This window comes from Burkholderia stabilis (genome assembly GCF_001742165.1).
In the GTDB taxonomy this organism is placed as follows: domain Bacteria; phylum Pseudomonadota; class Gammaproteobacteria; order Burkholderiales; family Burkholderiaceae; genus Burkholderia; species Burkholderia stabilis.
In genome coordinates this window covers 2068068-2088094 of the sequence record NZ_CP016442.1, presented here as the reverse complement: position 1 = coordinate 2088094, position 20027 = coordinate 2068068, and the positions used below count along the sequence as shown (strand labels likewise).

The following is a 20027-nucleotide window of genomic DNA, read 5'->3' as shown; positions in this document are numbered from 1 at the left end:
CGTTTGTATGTTTGGCGAGCCGCATTGCCTGTAGGCAATGTGTGCTGCCGGACCCCTTCATTTTGTTCGTTGGTAGGCTCGATTGGATTCGAACCAACGACCCCCACCATGTCAAGGTGGTGCTCTAACCAACTGAGCTACGAGCCTAAGAAGCCGCGAATTATAGAGAGGGTTTTTGCAGAGCACAAGCCCCTTCGTGAAAATTTTTTGAATCGAGGGTGACGTGTGTGTGCCGGTGGTGTTGCTCGTTGCGGTGAGTGCGTGAGGTTGAGCGTCACAGCGAAACGCTTCGGTGCTGCAACGTTATCCACATTCCCCTCTGGATAACCGTCCTGCAAGCCTCTGGATTCACAGTGGAACGATTGAGGATATGTCGCCGCGGCTGTGAATCGACGAAAAGTTGTTCTGTGCTGCGCGGAGCTGTTCACGTGAGGTGCCCATGGTTATGCATCCTGCTTCGTGTTGATAATTCAGTGCGTTACGGAGGTTATCCACTGTGAGGCACAGGGCTTGTTAACTATCACTACGTATGTATACGAACCCTGTTAACACCTTTGGATAAGCACAGTGCATCGACTGTGATTCGCGCAGGATATGCACTGCGTGCAGCAGAGCGACGGACGAATCGGAAGGCTGTGAGGCGTGTGGGTGAGAAGTCGTCCGCAGTGTCTGTAGAATCGCCGTCGTTCAGGATGCGAAGGCCTGGCGGACAGGCTCACAGCAAATGGCTGATTCTTCATCGACCCGTCTCGATGCACTCGACATCGATGCCGTCGTACGCCGGTTGCAGCAACACTCAGGCGGCATCGTGTTCGAGCAACGCGTGTCGATACCGGAAGCCGATGTCTTGTGTTGCCGCTACAAGGGCGAGCGATTCAACGTGAAGTTCGATCTCGACTACGGGGTGTTCGTCGATCGAGTCGGCGAGTTGTCCGATGAAGATATCGCGGAGATCGTCGGATGGCTCACAGCGGTATGAGTCGGATGGACCGAAGGGGCTAGCCACATGATCGATTCGTTGACTGCGCTGCAGTGCTGGTACGAATCCCGTTGCGATGGCGTGTGGGAACACGCGCACGGCATCAGGATCGCCACGCTCGACAATCCAGGATGGGAATTGAAGCTCGATGGAGCGTCGGCCGGCAAGGTGATCGATCTGGCGATCGAGCGTGACGAGTCGGATTGGGTATCCGTTCGCGCAACCGAAACTGAATTTGCTGGCTACGGCGGCCCGCGTAACTTGTCCGAGCTGTTGGTGCTTGCGGTCGACTGGAGCAGGGACGGAGATAAGGTGAAGGCATCAAACGACGATGGACGAGGCGTTTGATGAAGGCGCCCGTCAATGAGACGCTTGTGATGGATATTGCCGGCCACGTCGCCGTTGTCGTGACTGATGTGGCAGCCGTCGCTGAGGTGCTGGTCCGGTTGGACTTCGCCTGGCATTCCGATCGCTGGGAACGCACGATCGTGGACGATGATGATCGTCGCTCGTTGTCACGCTTGTCGAGCTCGATGCGTTGTTCTCCGCAGGCCGGGACTGGAGCCCGCAAGCGCTCGTCGAGTATTACCGAGAGATCGGTGTCGTTCGGCGCGGGTACCGTTCGATTGCGTGGCGCGGCCCGGAGCAATACGTCATCGAGCAGCATTGACGCGATAAGCCGGTGTGGATAACCGAGCAGGAAAACAACCCGAAACGCTGTGCATCCCGTCGGTGAGCGTGCGTCTGAATCGCAAGCTGGGTGCGGATTCCAGCGAATCCGGATCGAGACAAGCCAAACCGGACATGTGAGCGAATGATTGGACGGAGGGCTCTCGATCGCATGTTTTTCGCGACGCGATCGCGGGCGGAATATCCACCGCGTTTCTTGCCGGCATGTGGACAACCCGCACACCAACCAGTCGAATCTCTGTGCACTTGACCGGTGAGTGTTCTGCCTTCGATCAGGCGTATCGACCTGAATGCCTTGTCTGTCGGGGCTTTTCGGGAATCGATCGGGCGATGCGATTCGGTTCTCGAGCATCCCCGCGAGTTTGGATGTCTTGTGGATATCGAGGCGCCAAAGAACTCGAAAGCCTGTGCATCCAACGGGTGAGAGTAATCGAACTCGGCACGGAGATTCGTTTTACCGGAAGGGTTGTGGATATAGCAGCCCCAAAACAACCCGAAACGCTGTGTGGACCAAAGGTGAGCGAACCGCCCGATGTCCACATGCGGCACCGACACGATCGATGTGGATATCCCGCTTCGCGGCGACTCGAAACCCTGTGATTTTAAAGGTGAGGATGCCGACGCTGTTCCGATGTGGACAACAGACCGGCAAAGTCAATCGAAACGCTGTGCGCGCGAGTGGTGAGCGTGAGCACGCTCAAGCCGGCAAAGCCGCATGCCTCAAGGCGCCGGCGGCCACCAGCGACCGCCGGCAGGGCGCGCATCGTACCACTCAAGTCTGCTGATCGAGCGCCTGCGCGACCGCTTTTTCCCCGAGGCTCCCGGCCGGCCCGACCACCGCGTAGTTGAGCCCGTTCAGCGACCCATACCGCGCCAGCAGCGCGCCATCCACGCGCTGCCCGGCCGGCAGCAGCCGATTGGCCGATTCCGCCGGCCGGAGATAGAAGCTCAGTGTCCGCCCGGCGTCGTCCTCATAGAGCACCATCGCGGCCGTGCCCCCACGGTCCGTCGTAAACAACCGCCCGCCGACCGGCCTGAACCCGGCCGCGCTCAAATCCGGCAGCTTCGCCGATGCACCCACCCGTCGGGTGAGCCACCCCTGCAAATCGCCCGCACGCGTCGGCCGATAATCGACCTTCGCCGTCTGATCGACCACCGTCATCCGGTAAGCCTCGATCGCATCGCTCATCGGCGCGATGGGCGGCGGCGCGTTCCACCCGCGCGCCTGCCAGCCGCCGAACGTCCCCAGCCCGACGCAGAACACGAACGAAGCCGCCATCGCGAACCGCATCCGCGTGCGCTCCGCCCGCCGCGCGCGAATCGCCGCCGGATCGAGCGCCGGGTTCTCCGCGGGCATCCGCACGCTCTCAAGCGCGGCCCTCAACCGCTGCGCATCCTGCTGCCATTGCTTCACCTGTTCCGCGCGCTCGGGATGCAGCGCGAGATAGCGCTCGACCGCGGCGCGCGCATCGTCGTCGAGCTGGCCGTCGACGTAGGCCTGAAGGTCGTGTTCGTTCGGAGGCGTGTTCATTTCTTCATCAATCGCAGAGAAGGAGCGGGAAGCTCGCCGTCGCTGAGCTGGCGCAGCGCCTGGCGCGCGCGGGAGAGCCGCGACATCACGGTGCCGATCGGCACGTCGAGCAGGTCGGCGACTTCCTGATACGTGAAACCCTCGACCGCGACGAGCAGCAGCAGGCTGCGTTGCTCGTCCGAGAGCCGGCCGAACGCTTCGAGCGTCGCGCGCGCCGCGAATTCGCGTTCGGCGGACGGCCAGTGCGCTTCATCGTCGTCGCGGATGCGGCCGAGCAGCCACGCGTAGCGCTTCGCGCTGCGTTTGCCGTCGAGGAACTGCCGATACAGGATCGTGAAGAGCCAGCTGCGCAGCGACGCGTCGTCGCGACGGCTCGTCCAGCGCGACAGCGCGCGCTCGAGCGTCGACTGGACGAGATCGTCGGCCGCGTGGACGTCGCGCGCGAGCCAGAGCGCGAAACGTCGCAGCCTGGGGAGGAGTTCGCGCAACGCTTCGTCGTCGAGGGCGGTGGAGGGCATGGCCGGGCCGGTTGCCGAAAGGGTCGAGATGCCGCGTAGGACGCCGGGCGGCGCCGATTATTCCATCAAGCATAGGAAAAAAATTTTCCTGGAATAAAGCGGCGCGGGCGGCGTCCTACGCGCGTTCGACAATGATCTGACGATCGGGAGTGCATCCATGAAGCAATCTTCCTCTTCTTCGCCGCAGCGCGAGCCCGGGCGCGGGTGGTGGCGCTGGGCCGTGATCGGCGGCGCGGTGGCCGGCGTGGCCGTCGCGTTCGGGTACGCCGGCGGGTGGCTCGCGCCGGCGCGTCTGACCCCGCAGCGGCTCGTCGACGCGCTGCAGACCAACAGCGGCGTTCATCCCGGCTTCCGGCGCAATCACGCGAAGGGCGTGTGCGTGACCGGTTATTTCGAAGGCAACGGCGCCGCGAGCGCGTATTCGGTCGCGCCGTTCTTCAAGGCGGTGCGTACGCCGGTGGTCGGGCGGTTCGCGCTGCCCGGCGGGAATCCGTATGCGCCCGACAGCAGTGTGCCGATCCGCAGTCTCGCGCTGAAGCTCACCGCGCCGGACGGCGAGCAATGGCGCACCGGGATGAACGCGATGCCCGTGTTTCCGGTGGCGACGCCGCAGGCGTTCTACCAGCAGACGGTGGCGACCCGGCCCGATCCGAAGACGGGCAAGCCTGATCCGGCGAAGGTGAAGGCGTTTTTCGGCGCGCATCCGGAGACGGCTGCGTTCCTGCAGTGGGTGAAGGGTGCGAAGCCGAGCGCGAGCTACGTCACCGAAAGCTATTACGGGTTGAACGCGTTTTACTTCGTCGACGCGAGCGGCAAGCGGCAGCCGGTGCGGTGGCGTGTCGTGCCGGAGCAGACGGCCGGCGCCGGGGACGTCGCGACGGCCGCGGATCCGAACGTGTTGCAGCAGGACGTGACGCAGCGGATCGCGGCGGGGCCGCAGAAGTGGAAGCTGCTGGTCACGCTGGCGGAGCCCGGCGATCCGGTGGACGACGCGACGAAGGTCTGGCCCGCGCAGCGGACGACGATCGATGCGGGCACGCTCGTGCTCGACCGCGTGGAGGCGCAGGACAGCGGGCCGTGCCGCGACGTGAATTACGACCCGACGGTGCTGCCGCAGGGGATTCAGGTGTCGGGAGATCCGTTGCTGGCGGCCAGGTCGGCGGCTTATGCGGATTCGTATCTGCGGCGGACCAGTGAAGAGGCTGGCGTGGCGGGCGTGGCCAAGTTGAGTTCGGAGGGGCGGTGATGAAGACTTCTACGACGTTTAGTCTGCCGGCGCGGGTGCTGCATTGGGTGATGGCCGCGATGATCGTCGCGATGCTGTTTATCGGCGTGGGGATGGTGTCGTCCGTCTCCGAGCGGCATGCGGTGCTGGTGGCGATTCACAAGCCGCTGGGTGTGGCCGTGCTGGTGCTGGTGTGTGTGCGGATCGTGGTGCGGGTTTTGTCGAAGCCGCCGGCGTTGCCTGAAGACTTGCCGTGGTGGCAGAAGCTTGCCGCGCATGGGTCGCATCTCGTGCTGTATGCGCTGATGGTCGCGATGCCGCTGATCGGGTGGGCGATGCTGTCGGCCGGCGGATATCCGGTGACGCTGGGCGGTGGCGTGCAGCTGCCTGCGATCGTTTCGGCTGACCCGGTGACGTTCGCCTGGCTCAGGGTCGCGCATCGGGTGGTGGCATATCTGTTCTTCGCGACGTTCCTCGCGCACTTTGCGGCGGCGCTGTATCACGGGTTGATTCGGCGGGACGGCGTGGTGAGGGCGATGGTGGGGCGGTGAGCGACGGCGGGTTGGTTTCGATACGGCGGGGCGGTTCACGGGCGACCGAGGCTGCTCCTGCCGTGTCGCTTATATATAACCGCCAGGGAGGCTCGGCGGCCTTCGGAACGGCACGTCAAAAAAATTTCACAAAGGGGGTTGCGGAGATCGGGGCGGATGCTTAGAATCTCGCCTCTTTCGCGCTAACGGAAACACGGCGCGGAGGGAAAAAAGGAAGCGGTGCTGTTGAAGTCGATTTTTAGCGACTCCAGTGCACACGAAATTAAACCGCAGTCGTCGCAACGAAGTAGTTAAAAAAGTTGTTGACGAGTTTTAAAAAACGGTTAATAATCTCGCTTCTCTGCTGCTGAAAACGCGGCGCTGCTGAGAAATCAGCGGTTTCTCGCAGAAATGCTCTTTAAAAATTAACAGCCGATAAGTGTGGGCGCTTGATGGAAGCGAGCTGATCTTCGGATCAGAAAGCGAAAGTATCAAGAGTCTCACACTAAAGTAAGTCAGGTTTATGAAGCAATTCATATACCTGTCAGCTTTGAGTGAGCGACCGGTTCTTAACAGAACCGAAAACAGTAACAGGTTTGAACTGAAGAGTTTGATCCTGGCTCAGATTGAACGCTGGCGGCATGCCTTACACATGCAAGTCGAACGGCAGCACGGGTGCTTGCACCTGGTGGCGAGTGGCGAACGGGTGAGTAATACATCGGAACATGTCCTGTAGTGGGGGATAGCCCGGCGAAAGCCGGATTAATACCGCATACGATCTACGGATGAAAGCGGGGGACCTTCGGGCCTCGCGCTATAGGGTTGGCCGATGGCTGATTAGCTAGTTGGTGGGGTAAAGGCCTACCAAGGCGACGATCAGTAGCTGGTCTGAGAGGACGACCAGCCACACTGGGACTGAGACACGGCCCAGACTCCTACGGGAGGCAGCAGTGGGGAATTTTGGACAATGGGCGAAAGCCTGATCCAGCAATGCCGCGTGTGTGAAGAAGGCCTTCGGGTTGTAAAGCACTTTTGTCCGGAAAGAAATCCTTGGTTCTAATATAGCCGGGGGATGACGGTACCGGAAGAATAAGCACCGGCTAACTACGTGCCAGCAGCCGCGGTAATACGTAGGGTGCGAGCGTTAATCGGAATTACTGGGCGTAAAGCGTGCGCAGGCGGTTTGCTAAGACCGATGTGAAATCCCCGGGCTCAACCTGGGAACTGCATTGGTGACTGGCAGGCTAGAGTATGGCAGAGGGGGGTAGAATTCCACGTGTAGCAGTGAAATGCGTAGAGATGTGGAGGAATACCGATGGCGAAGGCAGCCCCCTGGGCCAATACTGACGCTCATGCACGAAAGCGTGGGGAGCAAACAGGATTAGATACCCTGGTAGTCCACGCCCTAAACGATGTCAACTAGTTGTTGGGGATTCATTTCCTTAGTAACGTAGCTAACGCGTGAAGTTGACCGCCTGGGGAGTACGGTCGCAAGATTAAAACTCAAAGGAATTGACGGGGACCCGCACAAGCGGTGGATGATGTGGATTAATTCGATGCAACGCGAAAAACCTTACCTACCCTTGACATGGTCGGAATCCTGCTGAGAGGTGGGAGTGCTCGAAAGAGAACCGATACACAGGTGCTGCATGGCTGTCGTCAGCTCGTGTCGTGAGATGTTGGGTTAAGTCCCGCAACGAGCGCAACCCTTGTCCTTAGTTGCTACGCAAGAGCACTCTAAGGAGACTGCCGGTGACAAACCGGAGGAAGGTGGGGATGACGTCAAGTCCTCATGGCCCTTATGGGTAGGGCTTCACACGTCATACAATGGTCGGAACAGAGGGTTGCCAACCCGCGAGGGGGAGCTAATCCCAGAAAACCGATCGTAGTCCGGATTGCACTCTGCAACTCGAGTGCATGAAGCTGGAATCGCTAGTAATCGCGGATCAGCATGCCGCGGTGAATACGTTCCCGGGTCTTGTACACACCGCCCGTCACACCATGGGAGTGGGTTTTACCAGAAGTGGCTAGTCTAACCGCAAGGAGGACGGTCACCACGGTAGGATTCATGACTGGGGTGAAGTCGTAACAAGGTAGCCGTATCGGAAGGTGCGGCTGGATCACCTCCTTTCCAGAGCTATCTCGCAAAGTTGAGCGCTCACGCTTATCGGCTGTAAATTAAAGACAGACTCAGGGGTCTGTAGCTCAGTCGGTTAGAGCACCGTCTTGATAAGGCGGGGGTCGTTGGTTCGAATCCAACCAGACCCACCATTGTCTTGTCTGGCGGTAGTACCTGAGGAATCTGTACTCATGGGGGCATAGCTCAGCTGGGAGAGCACCTGCTTTGCAAGCAGGGGGTCGTCGGTTCGATCCCGTCTGCCTCCACCAATCTTCAATGGGAAGCGTTTGGATCACACGAAAGTGACGTGTGAGACGAGCATTTGCCATTGGCGATTGAGCCAGTCAGAGTGATATCAAAAGATATCGGCTGTCGTTCTTTAACAATCTGGAAGAAGTAAGTAATTTGGATAGCGGAAGCGTCTTGAGATGGACGTGAAAGTTATCCGGGTTGTGATTGTATCGATGTATCTCAAGATGATTCGAACTCTATGTTTGACTCAATTGGAATACGGCACAACGCGAAAACTCAACCTGTAACGACTGTCGGAGAGACAGACTCGTTATAGGGTCAAGCGAACAAGTGCATGTGGTGGATGCCTTGGCGATCACAGGCGATGAAGGACGCGGTAGCCTGCGAAAAGCTACGGGGAGCTGGCAAACGAGCTTTGATCCGTAGATGTCCGAATGGGGAAACCCACTCCTTTTGGAGTATCCATGGCTGAATACATAGGCCATGAGAAGCGAACGCGGTGAACTGAAACATCTAAGTAACCGCAGGAAAAGAAATCAACCGAGATTCCCAAAGTAGTGGCGAGCGAAATGGGATGAGCCTTGCACTCTTTATTTGTATTGTTAGCCGAACGCTTTGGAAAGTGCGGCCATAGCGGGTGATAGCCCCGTAGGCGAAAACAGTATGAAAGAACTAGGTGTGCGACAAGTAGGGCGGGACACGTGAAATCCTGTCTGAAGATGGGGGGACCATCCTCCAAGGCTAAATACTCGTGATCGACCGATAGTGAACCAGTACCGTGAGGGAAAGGCGAAAAGAACCCCGGGAGGGGAGTGAAATAGATCCTGAAACCGCATGCATACAAACAGTCGGAGCCTCGTAAGGGGTGACGGCGTACCTTTTGTATAATGGGTCAGCGACTTACGTTCAGTAGCAAGCTTAACCGTATAGGGCAGGCGTAGCGAAAGCGAGTCCGAATAGGGCGTTCAGTTGCTGGGCGTAGACCCGAAACCAAGTGATCTATCCATGGCCAGGATGAAGGTGCGGTAACACGTACTGGAGGTCCGAACCCACTAACGTTGAAAAGTTAGGGGATGAGCTGTGGATAGGGGTGAAAGGCTAAACAAACTTGGAAATAGCTGGTTCTCTCCGAAAACTATTTAGGTAGTGCCTCGTGTCTCACCTTCGGGGGTAGAGCACTGTCATGGTTGGGGGGTCTATTGCAGATTACCCCGCCATAGCAAACTCCGAATACCGAAGAGTGCAATCACGGGAGACAGACATCGGGTGCTAACGTCCGGTGTCAAGAGGGAAACAACCCAGACCGCCAGCTAAGGTCCCCAAATATAGCTAAGTGGGAAACGAAGTGGGAAGGCTAAAACAGTCAGGAGGTTGGCTTAGAAGCAGCCACCCTTTAAAGAAAGCGTAATAGCTCACTGATCGAGTCGTCCTGCGCGGAAGATGTAACGGGGCTAAGCTATATACCGAAGCTGCGGATGCGAGCTATGCTCGCATGGTAGGAGAGCGTTCTGTAAGCCTGCGAAGGTGTCTCGGAAGGGATGCTGGAGGTATCAGAAGTGCGAATGCTGACATGAGTAGCGATAAAGGGGGTGAAAGGCCCCCTCGCCGTAAGCCCAAGGTTTCCTACGCAACGTTCATCGGCGTAGGGTGAGTCGGCCCCTAAGGCGAGGCAGAAATGCGTAGCTGATGGGAAGCAGGTCAATATTCCTGCACCATTGTTAGATGCGACGGGGGGACGGATCGCGGAAGGTTGTCCGGGTGTTGGAAGTCCCGGTCGCTGCATTGGAGAAGGCGCTTAGGCAAATCCGGGCGCGGAATTCAAGGGTGTGGCGCGAGCTCCTTAGGGAGCGAAGCAATTGGAAGTGGTTCCAAGAAAAGCCTCTAAGCTTCAGTCTAACGATGACCGTACCGCAAACCGACACAGGTGGGCGAGATGAGTATTCTAAGGCGCTTGAGAGAACTCGGGAGAAGGAACTCGGCAAATTGGTACCGTAACTTCGGGATAAGGTACGCCCTTGTAGCTTGATGCCCCTGCGGGCAAAGGGTGAAGGGGTTGCAATAAACTGGTGGCTGCGACTGTTTAATAAAAACACAGCACTCTGCAAACACGAAAGTGGACGTATAGGGTGTGACGCCTGCCCGGTGCCGGAAGATTAAATGATGGGGTGCAAGCTCTTGATTGAAGTCCCGGTAAACGGCGGCCGTAACTATAACGGTCCTAAGGTAGCGAAATTCCTTGTCGGGTAAGTTCCGACCTGCACGAATGGCGTAACGATGGCCACACTGTCTCCTCCCGAGACTCAGCGAAGTTGAAGTGTTTGTGATGATGCAATCTACCCGCGGCTAGACGGAAAGACCCCATGAACCTTTACTGTAGCTTTGCATTGGACTTTGAACCGATCTGTGTAGGATAGGTGGGAGGCTATGAAACCGGAACGCTAGTTTCGGTGGAGCCGTCCTTGAAATACCACCCTGGTTTGTTTGAGGTTCTAACCTTGGCCCGTGATCCGGGTCGGGGACAGTGCATGGTAGGCAGTTTGACTGGGGCGGTCTCCTCCCAAAGCGTAACGGAGGAGTACGAAGGTACGCTAGGTACGGTCGGAAATCGTGCTGATAGTGCAATGGCATAAGCGTGCTTAACTGCGAGACCGACAAGTCGAGCAGGTGCGAAAGCAGGTCATAGTGATCCGGTGGTTCTGTATGGAAGGGCCATCGCTCAACGGATAAAAGGTACTCTGGGGATAACAGGCTGATACCGCCCAAGAGTTCATATCGACGGCGGTGTTTGGCACCTCGATGTCGGCTCATCTCATCCTGGGGCTGTAGCCGGTCCCAAGGGTATGGCTGTTCGCCATTTAAAGAGGTACGTGAGCTGGGTTTAAAACGTCGTGAGACAGTTTGGTCCCTATCTGCCGTGGGCGTTGGATATTTGAAGGGGGCTGCTCCTAGTACGAGAGGACCGGAGTGGACGAACCTCTGGTGTACCGGTTGTCACGCCAGTGGCATCGCCGGGTAGCTATGTTCGGAAGAGATAACCGCTGAAAGCATCTAAGCGGGAAACTCGCCTTAAGATGAGATATCCCTGGGGACTAGATCCCCTTGAAGGGTCGTTCGAGACCAGGACGTTGATAGGTCAGGTGTGTAAGCGCAGTAATGCGTTCAGCTAACTGATACTAATTGCCCGTAAGGCTTGATCCTATAACAAGTCTGTTTTACAGACAGCGGTTGAATGACCGCGATGTGCTGATACGCACAACCTCAAAAATTACTGCTTCTTCCCGATTGGTTGCGTTGCGAAGCAACGTGACAACCCTCTTTGCCTGATGACCATAGCGAGTCGGTCCCACCCCTTCCCATCCCGAACAGGACCGTGAAACGACTCTACGCCGATGATAGTGCGGATTCCCGTGTGAAAGTAGGTAATCGTCAGGCTCCCTAAGCCAGAAACCCCCGCCCGACCAGGCGGGGGTTTTTGCATTTCGGTGATGGAAATGTGTGCGCGAGAGGAGGGATAGCTTGGCCCGAGCTGGCCGCAGCGCGCCTCGAAACGTACCCGACGGGCCGGGGTCCCGCCATCCCCAAGAGGCCAAAGTCGTTCCGCAATGGCCGCTATCTTCCTCAATTCACTGGCCTATTGGCTGTATCTTCGCTCAAATCTGCAGTCGCTTCCTCTCTACGCATCGGCGCGCACGGTCATGCGTGACCAATCGCATTCCATCGCCCTCGACGAATGCAACGTTGGCGATTCAATTTTCTCCGCGAGAAAAACGCGTATCGCAGCCGAAACCCCCATCCCTTCGAATCATTCCTTAGTCAAAAAAACCCCGGATCCGCACGAAGTGAACGCTTTATCCGGCGCGCCCACGTAAAATTTGCGAACCCCCATCTCTCATTCAAAACGATGAACGCCGCCACACAGGTAGCCCGGGCCGTCTGCCCGCATGATTGTCCGGACACGTGCGCAATGCGTGTAACCGTCGAGAACGGCAAGGCTATCAAGGTCACGGGCGATCCCGACCATCCGCCGACGCAGGGCGTGCTTTGCACGAAAGTCAGTCGATACGCCGATCGCGTTCATCATCCGGATCGCCTCACCGTTCCGCTCAAGCGCGTCGGCGCGAAGGGGGAAGGAAGCTTCGTGCCGATCAGCTGGAACGAAGCGTTCGACGAGATCGGCCGCCGCCTCGGGGAGATCGCCGCGCGAGCACCGGAAGCGATCGTGCCGTACAGCTACGCGGGGACGATGGGGCTCGTGCAAGGCGAGGGCATCGCCCAGCGGTTCTTCCACAAGCTCGGCGCGTCGCGGCTCGAGCGGGCGATTTGCGCCGCGGCAGGCGCAGCGGGGCTGCGCTACACATACGGCGGAAGCCTCGGCATGCACCTCGAGCATTTCGAGGAAAGCGAGCTGATCCTGATCTGGGGCGCGAACCCGATTGCGTCGAGCCTGCACTTCTGGACGCGCGCACAGGAAGCCAAACGTCGCGGTGCGCGTCTCGTCGCGATCGACCCGTATCGCTCGCTGACAGCGGAGAAATGCCATCAGCACATCGCACTGAAGCCGGGTACCGATGGCGCGTTTGCGCTCGGCATGATGCATGTGTTGATTACCGAAGACCTGCTCGATCACGACTACATCGCCAACCATACGCTCGGCTTCGACGCGCTCAAAGCGCGGGCGATGTCGTATCCGCCGGAGCGCGTTGCGGAGATCTGCGGAATCGACGTGTCGGAACTGGTCGATCTCGCGCGGCGTTATGGCGCCACTCGCAAAGCGTCGATCCGTCTTAACTACGGCATGCAGCGCGTACGCGGCGGCGGTAATGCCGTGCGTGCGATCGCGAGCTTGCCGGCGCTGACGGGGGCGTGGCGGGATCGGGCTGGCGGAATGTTGCTTTCGTCGTCGGAGTCCGCACCGGTCAACCAGGCGGCGCTGCTGCGCCCGGATTTGATGCCGGGCTGGCCGCACAAGCTGCCGCGCATCATCAACATGAACGCGATCGGTGACGCGCTGCTACACCCGGGCGACGCGACCTTCGGGCCGAAGGTCGAAGCGGTGATCGTGTACAACTCGAATCCGGTGGCGGTCGCGCCCGACTCGTCGAAGGTTGCCGCAGGGTTCGCGCGAGACGATCTGTTCACGGTCGTTCTCGAGCATTTCAAGACAGATACCGTCGATTTCGCCGACATTGTGTTGCCCGCGACCACGCAGCTGGAGCATCTGGATATCCACAAATCGTACGGTCACACCTACGTGATGGCGAATCTGCCTTCGATTCCGCCGGTGGGAGAGGCGCGGCCGAACACCGAGATCTTCCGCGGCATCGCGCGCAGCATGGGGCTCGACGAACCGGCGCTCTATCAGAGCGACGAAGAGGTCGCGCGCGCGGCGCTCCGATGGGACGATCCGGCGCTCGACAGCGACTGGGACACGTTGAAGCGCGCCGGCTGGCTGAAACTCAAGTTGCCGGACGCGCCGTTCGCGAATGGCGGTTTCCGCACGCCGTCCGGCAAGTGCGAGTTCTATAGCGCCCGGCTCGAACAGATGGGCATGGATCCCGTTCCCGACTACCTGCCGCCGTTCGAATCGGCCGAGGCCGCGCCCGAGCTCGCCGCGCGCTATCCGCTCGCAATGATCTCGCCGCCGGCCCGTCACTTCCTGAATAGCACGTTCGTGAACGTCGACAGCCTGCGGACCACGGAAGGCGAGCCGCACCTCGACATGCATCCGTCCGATGCCGATGCGCGCGGTATCACGGAGGGAGACGTCGTGCGCATCTTCAACGACCGCGGTTCGATGCAGGCGCTCGCGAGAGTTACCGATCGTGCGCGCGCCGGGCTCGTCGTCGGGCTGTCGATCTGGTGGAAGAAGCTGTCGCCGGACGGCCGGAACGCGAACGAGGTGACGAGCCAGGCGTTGACCGATCTCGGCAATTCGGCGACGTTTTACGATTGCCTGGTCGAGGTTGAGCGCATTTGATCGAACATCCGCGTATGATCGGACGAATTCCCCCGGAAGTTCGAAGTGGACATCTAACCCTGTTGTCTCGGGGCGGGCGAGCCGTTACGATGCGTTTTAGCACGACTGACCTGCCCCCTTCGATAGGGCCACGGAGCTTCTAGTAAAGTCCTGTTCAAACATGCTCCTGCAAGACAGGAGCGCCTACTGGTGCCGGATGCTTCGCCGCGAATTCGGCCGGCGACTGGTAGTTCAATGCGCTGTGCGGCCGTGCCTCGTTGTAGTCCCGGCGCCATGCCGACACCACGGCCCGGGCGTGGGCGAGCGTCGTGAACCAGTGCTCGTTCAGACACTCGTCACGAAACTTGCCATTGAACGACTCGATGTACGCATTCTGCGTCGGCTTGCCCGCCTGAATCAATTTCAACGTCACGCCGTTGGCGTAGGCCCACTGGTCCAGCGCGCGGCTCGTGAATTCGGGTCCCTGGTCCGTGCGCAACGCTTTCGGGTAGCCCCTGAAGCGCGCCACCCGGTCCAGCACGCGCGTCACATACCGACCCGAGATGCCGTGGTCCACCACGATCTCGACCGCTTCCTTGGTGAAGTCGTCGACAATGGTCAGGCACTTCAGGCGACGCCCGTTGGACAATGCGTCCATCACGAAATCGAGGGACCACACCTCGTTCGGCGTACTCGGCAAAGCCAGCTGCTCGCGCTCGACCATCACGCCGTGGCGCCGTCGCCGGCGCCGCACGGCCAGTCCGGCCTCGCGATACAGCCGGTGCACGCGCTTGTGGTTTACGTGCCTTCCTTCGCGCGCCAGCAGCGCGTGTAGCCGCCGATAGCCGAAACGCCGCCTCTGGTGCCCCAGCTCGATGAGGCGCGCCTTGAGCGCCTCATTCTCGTGGTCCGGCTGCGCTTCATAATGCAGCACGCTGCGCGAAAGCCCGACAAGCCGGCAGGCACGGCGCTCGGAGACATTGACCTTCTGCCGAATCGCCGCGACCGCCTCGCGCCTGGCCTGCGGGCTCAGGGCTTTCCCTTCACGACCACCTTCAGGGCTTCCATATCGAGCATCGCCTCGGCCAGCAGCTTCTTCAGCCTCGCGTTCTCGGCTTCCAGCTCCTTGAGCCGACGGGCTTCCGACACCTCCATGCCGCCGAACTTCGCGCGCCACGTGTAGAACGAGGCGTCACTGAACCCATGCTTCCTGCACAGCTCCTTCACCGGCAGGCCCGCCTCCGCTTCCTTCAGGAAGCCGATGATCTGTTCTTCCGAAAAGCGCTTCTTCATGTCCGTCTTCCTCTCCGAAAACGGACTTTACTAGATTCCGACTGGCCCGGTTTACGGGGAGCAGGTCACGACCATTCGAAAATCCGTGAGGAGACGCGCAGTATGGACAAAATTTGGCTGAAATCGTACCCACCCGGCGTTCCAGCCGAAATTGACGCGTCTCCCTATCCCTCTGTCCCGGATCTGCTCGACGAAAGCTTCCGGCAGTATCGCGATCGCACCGCGTTCGTCTGCATGGGCAAGGGCATCACCTACGGCGAGCTCGACAAGCTGTCGCGCCAGTTCGGCGCTTGGCTGCAATCCCGCGGCCTGGCGCGTGGCGCACGCGTCGCGATCATGATGCCGAACGTGCTGCAGTATCCGGTGGCGATCGCCGCGGTACTGCGCGCCGGTTACGCCGTCGTCAACGTCAACCCGCTCTACACGCCGCGCGAGCTTGAGCATCAGCTGAAGGACAGCGGTGCGGAAGCGATCGTCATCCTCGAGAATTTCGCGTCGACGCTGCAGGCCGTCATTGCGAATACGGCCGTCAAGCATGTCGTCGTCGCGTCGATGGGCGACCTGCTGGGCCTCAAGGGGTGGCTCGTCAATTACGTCGTGCGCAACGTGAAGAAGATGGTGCCTGCATGGCAGCTTCCGTCGTTCACGCGCTTCAAGGCCGCGTTGTCCGAGGGGGCGCGGCAGGCGTTCAAGCCGCAGAAGATCGGCCCCGACGACGTCGCATTCCTGCAGTACACGGGCGGGACGACCGGCGTGGCGAAGGGCGCGACGCTGCTGCACCGGAACATCGTGTCGAACGTGCTGCAGGCCGGCGCGTGGCACCACCCTGCTCACGAGAAGTACCCGGAGGTGAAGCAGTTCGTGACGGTTGTCGCGCTGCCGCTCTATCACGTGTTCGCGCTGACCGTCTGCGGTTTCCTGACGATGCGCACGGGCGGCATGGGCATCCTGATCCCGAATCCGCGCGACATCGCCGGCATGATCAAGGAGTTGAAGGGGTACCAGATCTCGACGATTCCGGCGGTCAATACGCTGTACAACGCACTGTTGAACCATCCCGAATTCAGTCAGCTCGACCTGTCGAAGCTCGTGATCGCCAACGGCGGCGGCATGGCGATCCAGGAAGGCGTCGCGAAGCGCTGGTACGAAAAGACCCATACCGCGATCATCGAAGGATACGGGCTGTCCGAAACGTCGCCGGTCGCGACCTGCAACCCCGTGACGGCGACCGAATACAGCGGGACGATCGGTCTGCCGCTGCCGTCGACCGAGGTTGCGATTCGCGATGACGCCGGCAACGACGTTGCGCTCGGCGAGCCTGGCGAGATCTGCATCCGCGGGCCACAGGTGATGGCCGGCTACTGGAACCGGCCGGACGAGACCGCGAAGGTCATGTTCCCGGACGGCTTCTTCAAGACGGGCGACGTCGGCGTGATGGATGCGCGCGGTTACGTGAAGATCGTCGACCGGAAGAAGGACATGATTCTCGTATCCGGCTTCAACGTGTACCCGAACGAAGTCGAGGACGTGGTGGCGTCGCATCCTGGCGTGTTCGAGGTGGCGGCGGTCGGCGTGCCGGACGAGCATTCCGGCGAAGCCGTGAAGTTGTTCATCGTGAAGAAGGACCCGGCGCTCACGGACAAGGACATCCTGGCTTATTGCAAGGAGCGGCTCACCGGCTACAAGCGGCCGAAACTGGTCGAATTCCGCACCGAGCTGCCGAAGACGAACGTCGGCAAGATTCTGCGGCGCGAGCTGCGCGACGGACGCGCGTAACGGCGTGGTCGAACGGAAGAGCCCGGCTTGTGCCGGGCTTTTTTGTTTGTGGCGCGAGCGCGGATCGGCGGAGATTGATTCCCGCTGCGGCTGACGGCTGGCCGTGCGTCTGGAAGTCGCGCACGGGTACGGAGCCTCCGGCGCTGCGTGCTGCGTGACTGGCTGATGTCGGACGAGGTTGTCCCCGCAGCGGCTGGCGGCCTGCCGTACGTTTCGAGGCCGCGCACGGGCACGGAGTCCCGGCGCCGCGTGGCGCGCAATCGGCTGATATCGGAACAGGCTGTTCCCGCTACGGTTGGGGGCTGGCCGTGCGTTTCGAAGCCGTACACGGTCACGGAGCCCCGGCGCCGCGTGCTGCATGACCGGCTGATTTCGGAAGCGGTTTTATCCCGCTACGGATGGCGACTGGCCGTGCGTTTTGAAGCCGCGTACGGTCACGAAGCTCTGGCGCCGCGCGTTGCGCGACCGGCTGATATAGGAGCGGTTGTATCCCGCTACGGATGGCGACTGGCCGTGCGTTTTGAAGCCGCGCACGGTCACGGAGCTCCTGGGCGCCGCGTGCTGCGCGACCGGTCCATATCGAAAGAGGCCGTTTCCGCCGGCTGCCGGCGGCAGGCCTACACGGGCGCGGAACCCCGGCGACGCGTACTGCGCGGCCCGGCCCATCCACTGCGCACCGGTCATGCCGCCGCACCGAAAAAGAAAAAGGCGCCCGAAGGCGCCTTCAATATGCTGCGGCTTGTCAGGCAAGCTGATTAGAACTTGTGACGGATACCGACACGTGCTGCGACCTGGTTGCTGGTGCTCGAACCTGCGAGACCGTTGATCGCTGCCGTTGCCTGGATGACGTTGCCGTTCGCGTCGAGCACGTTGCCCGATGCGTGCTGGTACACGCCGATCGCGTAGACGTCGGTGCGCTTCGACAGGAAGTAGTCGACACCCAGCGAGCCTTGGTGGTACTTGGCTGCCGAGCTGCCGTTGATCTTGCTGCCTTGCGTGTAGTCGTATGCTGCGCCGAGAATCAACGCCGGGGTCAACTGATACTTGAAGTTGAGTTCGCCGTTGTTGAACGTCGCGCTTTGGTTCACGAACGGACCGGCCGAGAAGCCCTTGAACTTCGTGTTCGAGTACGTTGCGCCGATCGTTGCTGCGCCGAACGTGTATGCGCCGCCTGCACCGATGACCTGGTACGTGTTCGCATTGTTCGCGTACGTGCCGTAGACCGGCGAAGAAACCGATGCGGACGCGGAGCCGTTGTTGAACATGCCGCCGAATTGATTCGGCGTGCGTGCGTTCAAGTAGCCGACACCCAAGACCAGCGGGCCGTTGTTGTAGCCTGCGCCGAGCGACCAGACCTGGTTCTTCGAGAACTGGCCTGCCTGACCGCCGAAGCTGTACATGCCGCCGAACGAGAAGCCGCCGTAGGTGTTGCTCGTGAACTTGACTGCGTTGTTCACGCGGTACGCGTTGTTGAAGTTGTCGAGGTCGCCCGGGTGAGCGGCGATGTAGCCGCCCCACTGGTCGCCTGCCTCGAGCGGGCCGACGAAGTCGACGACGGAGTCGTATTGACGACCCAGCGTGACCGTACCGTACTGGCTCGACAGGCCGACGTAAGCCTGGCGGCCGAACATCAGGCCGCCCTGACCGAGCTTGCCGCTGTTCACGTCGAAACCGTTTTCGAGGGTGAAGATCGCCTTCAGGCCGCCACCGAGGTCTTCGGTGCCGCGCATGCCGAAGCGGCTGCCTTGCATCACGCCGCTGGCCATGCTGTACAGGTGCTTGCCGCCTGCGTTGTTGTTGAACAGCAGGCCTTCATCGATGATGCCGTAAAGCGTCACGCTGCTTTGCGCATGGGCAGCGCCAGCGAACGCGCCCAGCGCGACGAGCGCGAGAAGCGACTTTTTCATTAACGGATCTCCAAGAATCACTGAATTTTTTTGGCGGGGCAGATAGTTATGTTCTGTTGACGGGCCCCATCAACTTCGCAAGAAGTCGCACGTAATGTAGCAAAACCGTTTTTTGCCACAAAGCGAAATGCCGTCGCTCAAGGTCGCCATGTTTCGTTTATGCAACAATGGTTAAAATCACGGGTTAACCGCAATTTCCGCTGAATAATCAAGTCGGTTACGCAGCGGACTCGTGCCCTTGCCGCTCGCGGCGGCACACGCAGCCAGGAGAACAGGATGGTGTTGGATGAACTGATCAGCGAATTCGATCGCGGCCTGCGATCGCTGACCGGCATTAGCCGGATGAGCCGCCCGGTACCCGTGCCGGCCGAGGCGCCGGCCGACGAACTGACGCCCGCCGAGCGGACGCATGCGGCCGGGCTGATGCGCGTGAACCATGTCGGCGAAGTGTGCGCGCAGGCGCTCTACCAGGCGCAGAAGCTCACCGCGCGTACGGCGACGGCGAAGGCGATGTTCGAAGAGGCTGCGCGCGAGGAGGAGGACCACCTCGCATGGACCGCGCACCGCCTGAAGGAGCTCGACTCGCGCCCGAGCCTGCTGAACCCGTTGTGGTATGCCGGCGCGCTCGCGATCGGCGTGGCGGCCGGCACGCTTGGCGACAAAGTCAGCCTCGGGTTCATGGCCGAGACCGAACGGCAGGTCGAGAATCACCTGGAAGGCCATATGTCCGAGCTGCCGGCGGGCGATAGCGCGTCGCGCGCGATCGTCGACCAGATGCGCATCGACGAGGTGAAGCACGGCAAGGCCGCGACCGACGCCGGCGGGATCGAGCTGCCGCTGCCCGCGCGGATGCTGATGCGCGCCGCGTCGAAAGTCATGACGAGCACTGCGTACTATCTCTGAGATTTGCGCCGGGGCGGCGTGCGACGCCGCCCCGGTTCGCCGCCCCCGATACCGCCCGTTTATTCCTCGTTTTCCCGCCCCCGAAAGCCCCGTCCGCACGCCAGTCTGGCCCGTCTTTCTCATGTATCACCTTCACAGGTTGCACTAGCTCATTCATTTATAACGGTTTTTGGAATGAGGGGCCGCATGAGCATGTGCGCGTAAGTCCTTGTTCTAACTAACAAAATTCGTCAAAAAAGCGGGCCGCTCCCTTGACCGTGCCAAACCCTTCCTCTAAAGTGGGAGACAGTGTGAGAAAGTGTATTTTTGTGTGATTTGGCGGGCTATTCCGGCTAAATTCTCAGCATT

Annotated in this window: 13 protein-coding genes, 3 tRNA genes and 3 rRNA genes; 14 read left to right on the top strand and 5 right to left on the bottom strand. The window is 60.2% G+C overall.

Features of this window, described 5'->3' with window-relative positions; genetic code table 11:
* Nucleotides 1–70 precede the first annotated feature (70 nt).
* Nucleotides 71–147: transfer RNA gene (locus BBJ41_RS09685), tRNA-Val, on the bottom strand.
* A gap of 577 nt (nt 148–724) precedes the next feature.
* On the opposite strand from BBJ41_RS09685, the gene BBJ41_RS09680 reads away from it, so the two are divergent.
* From BBJ41_RS09680 to BBJ41_RS09670, 3 genes are read left to right on the top strand one after another with little or no spacing between them, the layout of a single operon-like run.
* Complete coding sequence (locus BBJ41_RS09680) at nt 725–979, top strand: hypothetical protein (protein WP_069746319.1); 255 nt, start codon at nt 725–727, stop codon at nt 977–979.
* A gap of 27 nt (nt 980–1006) precedes the next feature.
* Nucleotides 1007–1327, top strand: coding sequence for an immunity 53 family protein (locus tag BBJ41_RS09675; RefSeq protein ID WP_069746318.1), 321 nt, complete (start codon nt 1007–1009; stop codon nt 1325–1327).
* Complete coding sequence (locus BBJ41_RS09670; protein ID WP_236872011.1) at nt 1327–1671, top strand: hypothetical protein; 345 nt, start codon at nt 1327–1329, stop codon at nt 1669–1671. The genes BBJ41_RS09675 and BBJ41_RS09670 overlap by 1 nt, the downstream gene beginning before the upstream one ends.
* Nucleotides 1672–2441: 770 nt before the next feature.
* On the opposite strand, the gene BBJ41_RS09665 is transcribed toward BBJ41_RS09670, so the two are convergent.
* Nucleotides 2442–3200: an anti-sigma factor family protein gene (locus tag BBJ41_RS09665; protein ID WP_069746317.1), complete on the bottom strand. Its 759-nt coding sequence runs from the start codon at nt 3198–3200 to the stop codon at nt 2442–2444.
* Nucleotides 3197–3718 carry a sigma-70 family RNA polymerase sigma factor gene (locus BBJ41_RS09660; protein WP_034183763.1) on the bottom strand — a complete coding sequence of 174 codons (522 nt, stop codon included), beginning with the start codon at nt 3716–3718 and terminating at the stop codon, nt 3197–3199. The genes BBJ41_RS09665 and BBJ41_RS09660 overlap by 4 nt, the downstream gene beginning before the upstream one ends.
* Before the next feature lie 157 nt (nt 3719–3875).
* Here BBJ41_RS09660 and BBJ41_RS09655 point away from each other — a divergent pair, with 157 nt between their 5' ends.
* The 9 genes from BBJ41_RS09655 (at nt 3876) to BBJ41_RS09620 (ending at nt 13821) form a co-directional block, all read left to right on the top strand.
* Complete coding sequence (locus tag BBJ41_RS09655; protein WP_069746316.1) at nt 3876–4964, top strand: catalase family peroxidase; 1089 nt, start codon at nt 3876–3878, stop codon at nt 4962–4964.
* On the top strand, nt 4964–5494 hold the full coding sequence (locus BBJ41_RS09650) for a cytochrome b (RefSeq protein ID WP_069746315.1): 531 nt from the start codon (nt 4964–4966) through the stop codon (nt 5492–5494). The genes BBJ41_RS09655 and BBJ41_RS09650 overlap by 1 nt, the downstream gene beginning before the upstream one ends.
* Nucleotides 5495–6071: 577 nt before the next feature.
* Nucleotides 6072–7604, top strand: a 16S ribosomal RNA gene (locus BBJ41_RS09645).
* 63 nt (nt 7605–7667) lie between these two features.
* Nucleotides 7668–7744: transfer RNA gene (locus BBJ41_RS09640), tRNA-Ile, on the top strand.
* 41 nt (nt 7745–7785) lie between these two features.
* A tRNA-Ala gene (locus BBJ41_RS09635) sits at nt 7786–7861 on the top strand.
* Between the two features lie 299 nt (nt 7862–8160).
* Nucleotides 8161–11042, top strand: a 23S ribosomal RNA gene (locus tag BBJ41_RS09630).
* 121 nt (nt 11043–11163) lie between these two features.
* Nucleotides 11164–11276, top strand: a 5S ribosomal RNA gene (gene rrf, locus BBJ41_RS09625).
* The 16S, 23S and 5S rRNA genes sit together here with 2 tRNA genes alongside, the layout of an rRNA operon.
* A gap of 170 nt (nt 11277–11446) precedes the next feature.
* A complete protein-coding gene (locus BBJ41_RS40295; protein ID WP_156814760.1) occupies nt 11447–11713 on the top strand; it encodes a hypothetical protein in 267 nt (88 codons plus the stop codon).
* Between the two features lie 32 nt (nt 11714–11745).
* Nucleotides 11746–13821: a molybdopterin-containing oxidoreductase family protein gene (locus tag BBJ41_RS09620; RefSeq protein ID WP_069746314.1), complete on the top strand. Its 2076-nt coding sequence runs from the start codon at nt 11746–11748 to the stop codon at nt 13819–13821.
* Nucleotides 13822–13975: 154 nt separating this feature from the next.
* Here the strand turns inward: BBJ41_RS09620 and BBJ41_RS09615 are convergent.
* A protein-coding gene (locus BBJ41_RS09615) for an IS3 family transposase (protein WP_370512851.1) occupies nt 13976–15093 on the bottom strand; the annotation gives its coding sequence in 2 pieces (ribosomal slippage) (nt 13976–14835 and nt 14835–15093; 1119 coding nt in all).
* Between the two features lie 102 nt (nt 15094–15195).
* Here BBJ41_RS09615 and BBJ41_RS09605 point away from each other — a divergent pair.
* A complete protein-coding gene (locus tag BBJ41_RS09605) occupies nt 15196–16869 on the top strand; it encodes a long-chain fatty acid--CoA ligase (protein ID WP_069746312.1) in 1674 nt (557 codons plus the stop codon).
* 755 nt (nt 16870–17624) lie between these two features.
* Here the strand turns inward: BBJ41_RS09605 and BBJ41_RS09600 are convergent.
* On the bottom strand, nt 17625–18776 hold the full coding sequence (locus BBJ41_RS09600; RefSeq protein WP_069746311.1) for a porin: 1152 nt from the start codon (nt 18774–18776) through the stop codon (nt 17625–17627).
* Nucleotides 18777–19052: 276 nt separating this feature from the next.
* Here BBJ41_RS09600 and coq7 point away from each other — a divergent pair, with 276 nt between their 5' ends.
* Entirely contained in the window at nt 19053–19679 is a 627-nt protein-coding gene (coq7, locus tag BBJ41_RS09595) for a 2-polyprenyl-3-methyl-6-methoxy-1,4-benzoquinone monooxygenase (protein ID WP_069746310.1), read from the top strand.
* Nucleotides 19680–20027 lie beyond the last annotated feature (348 nt).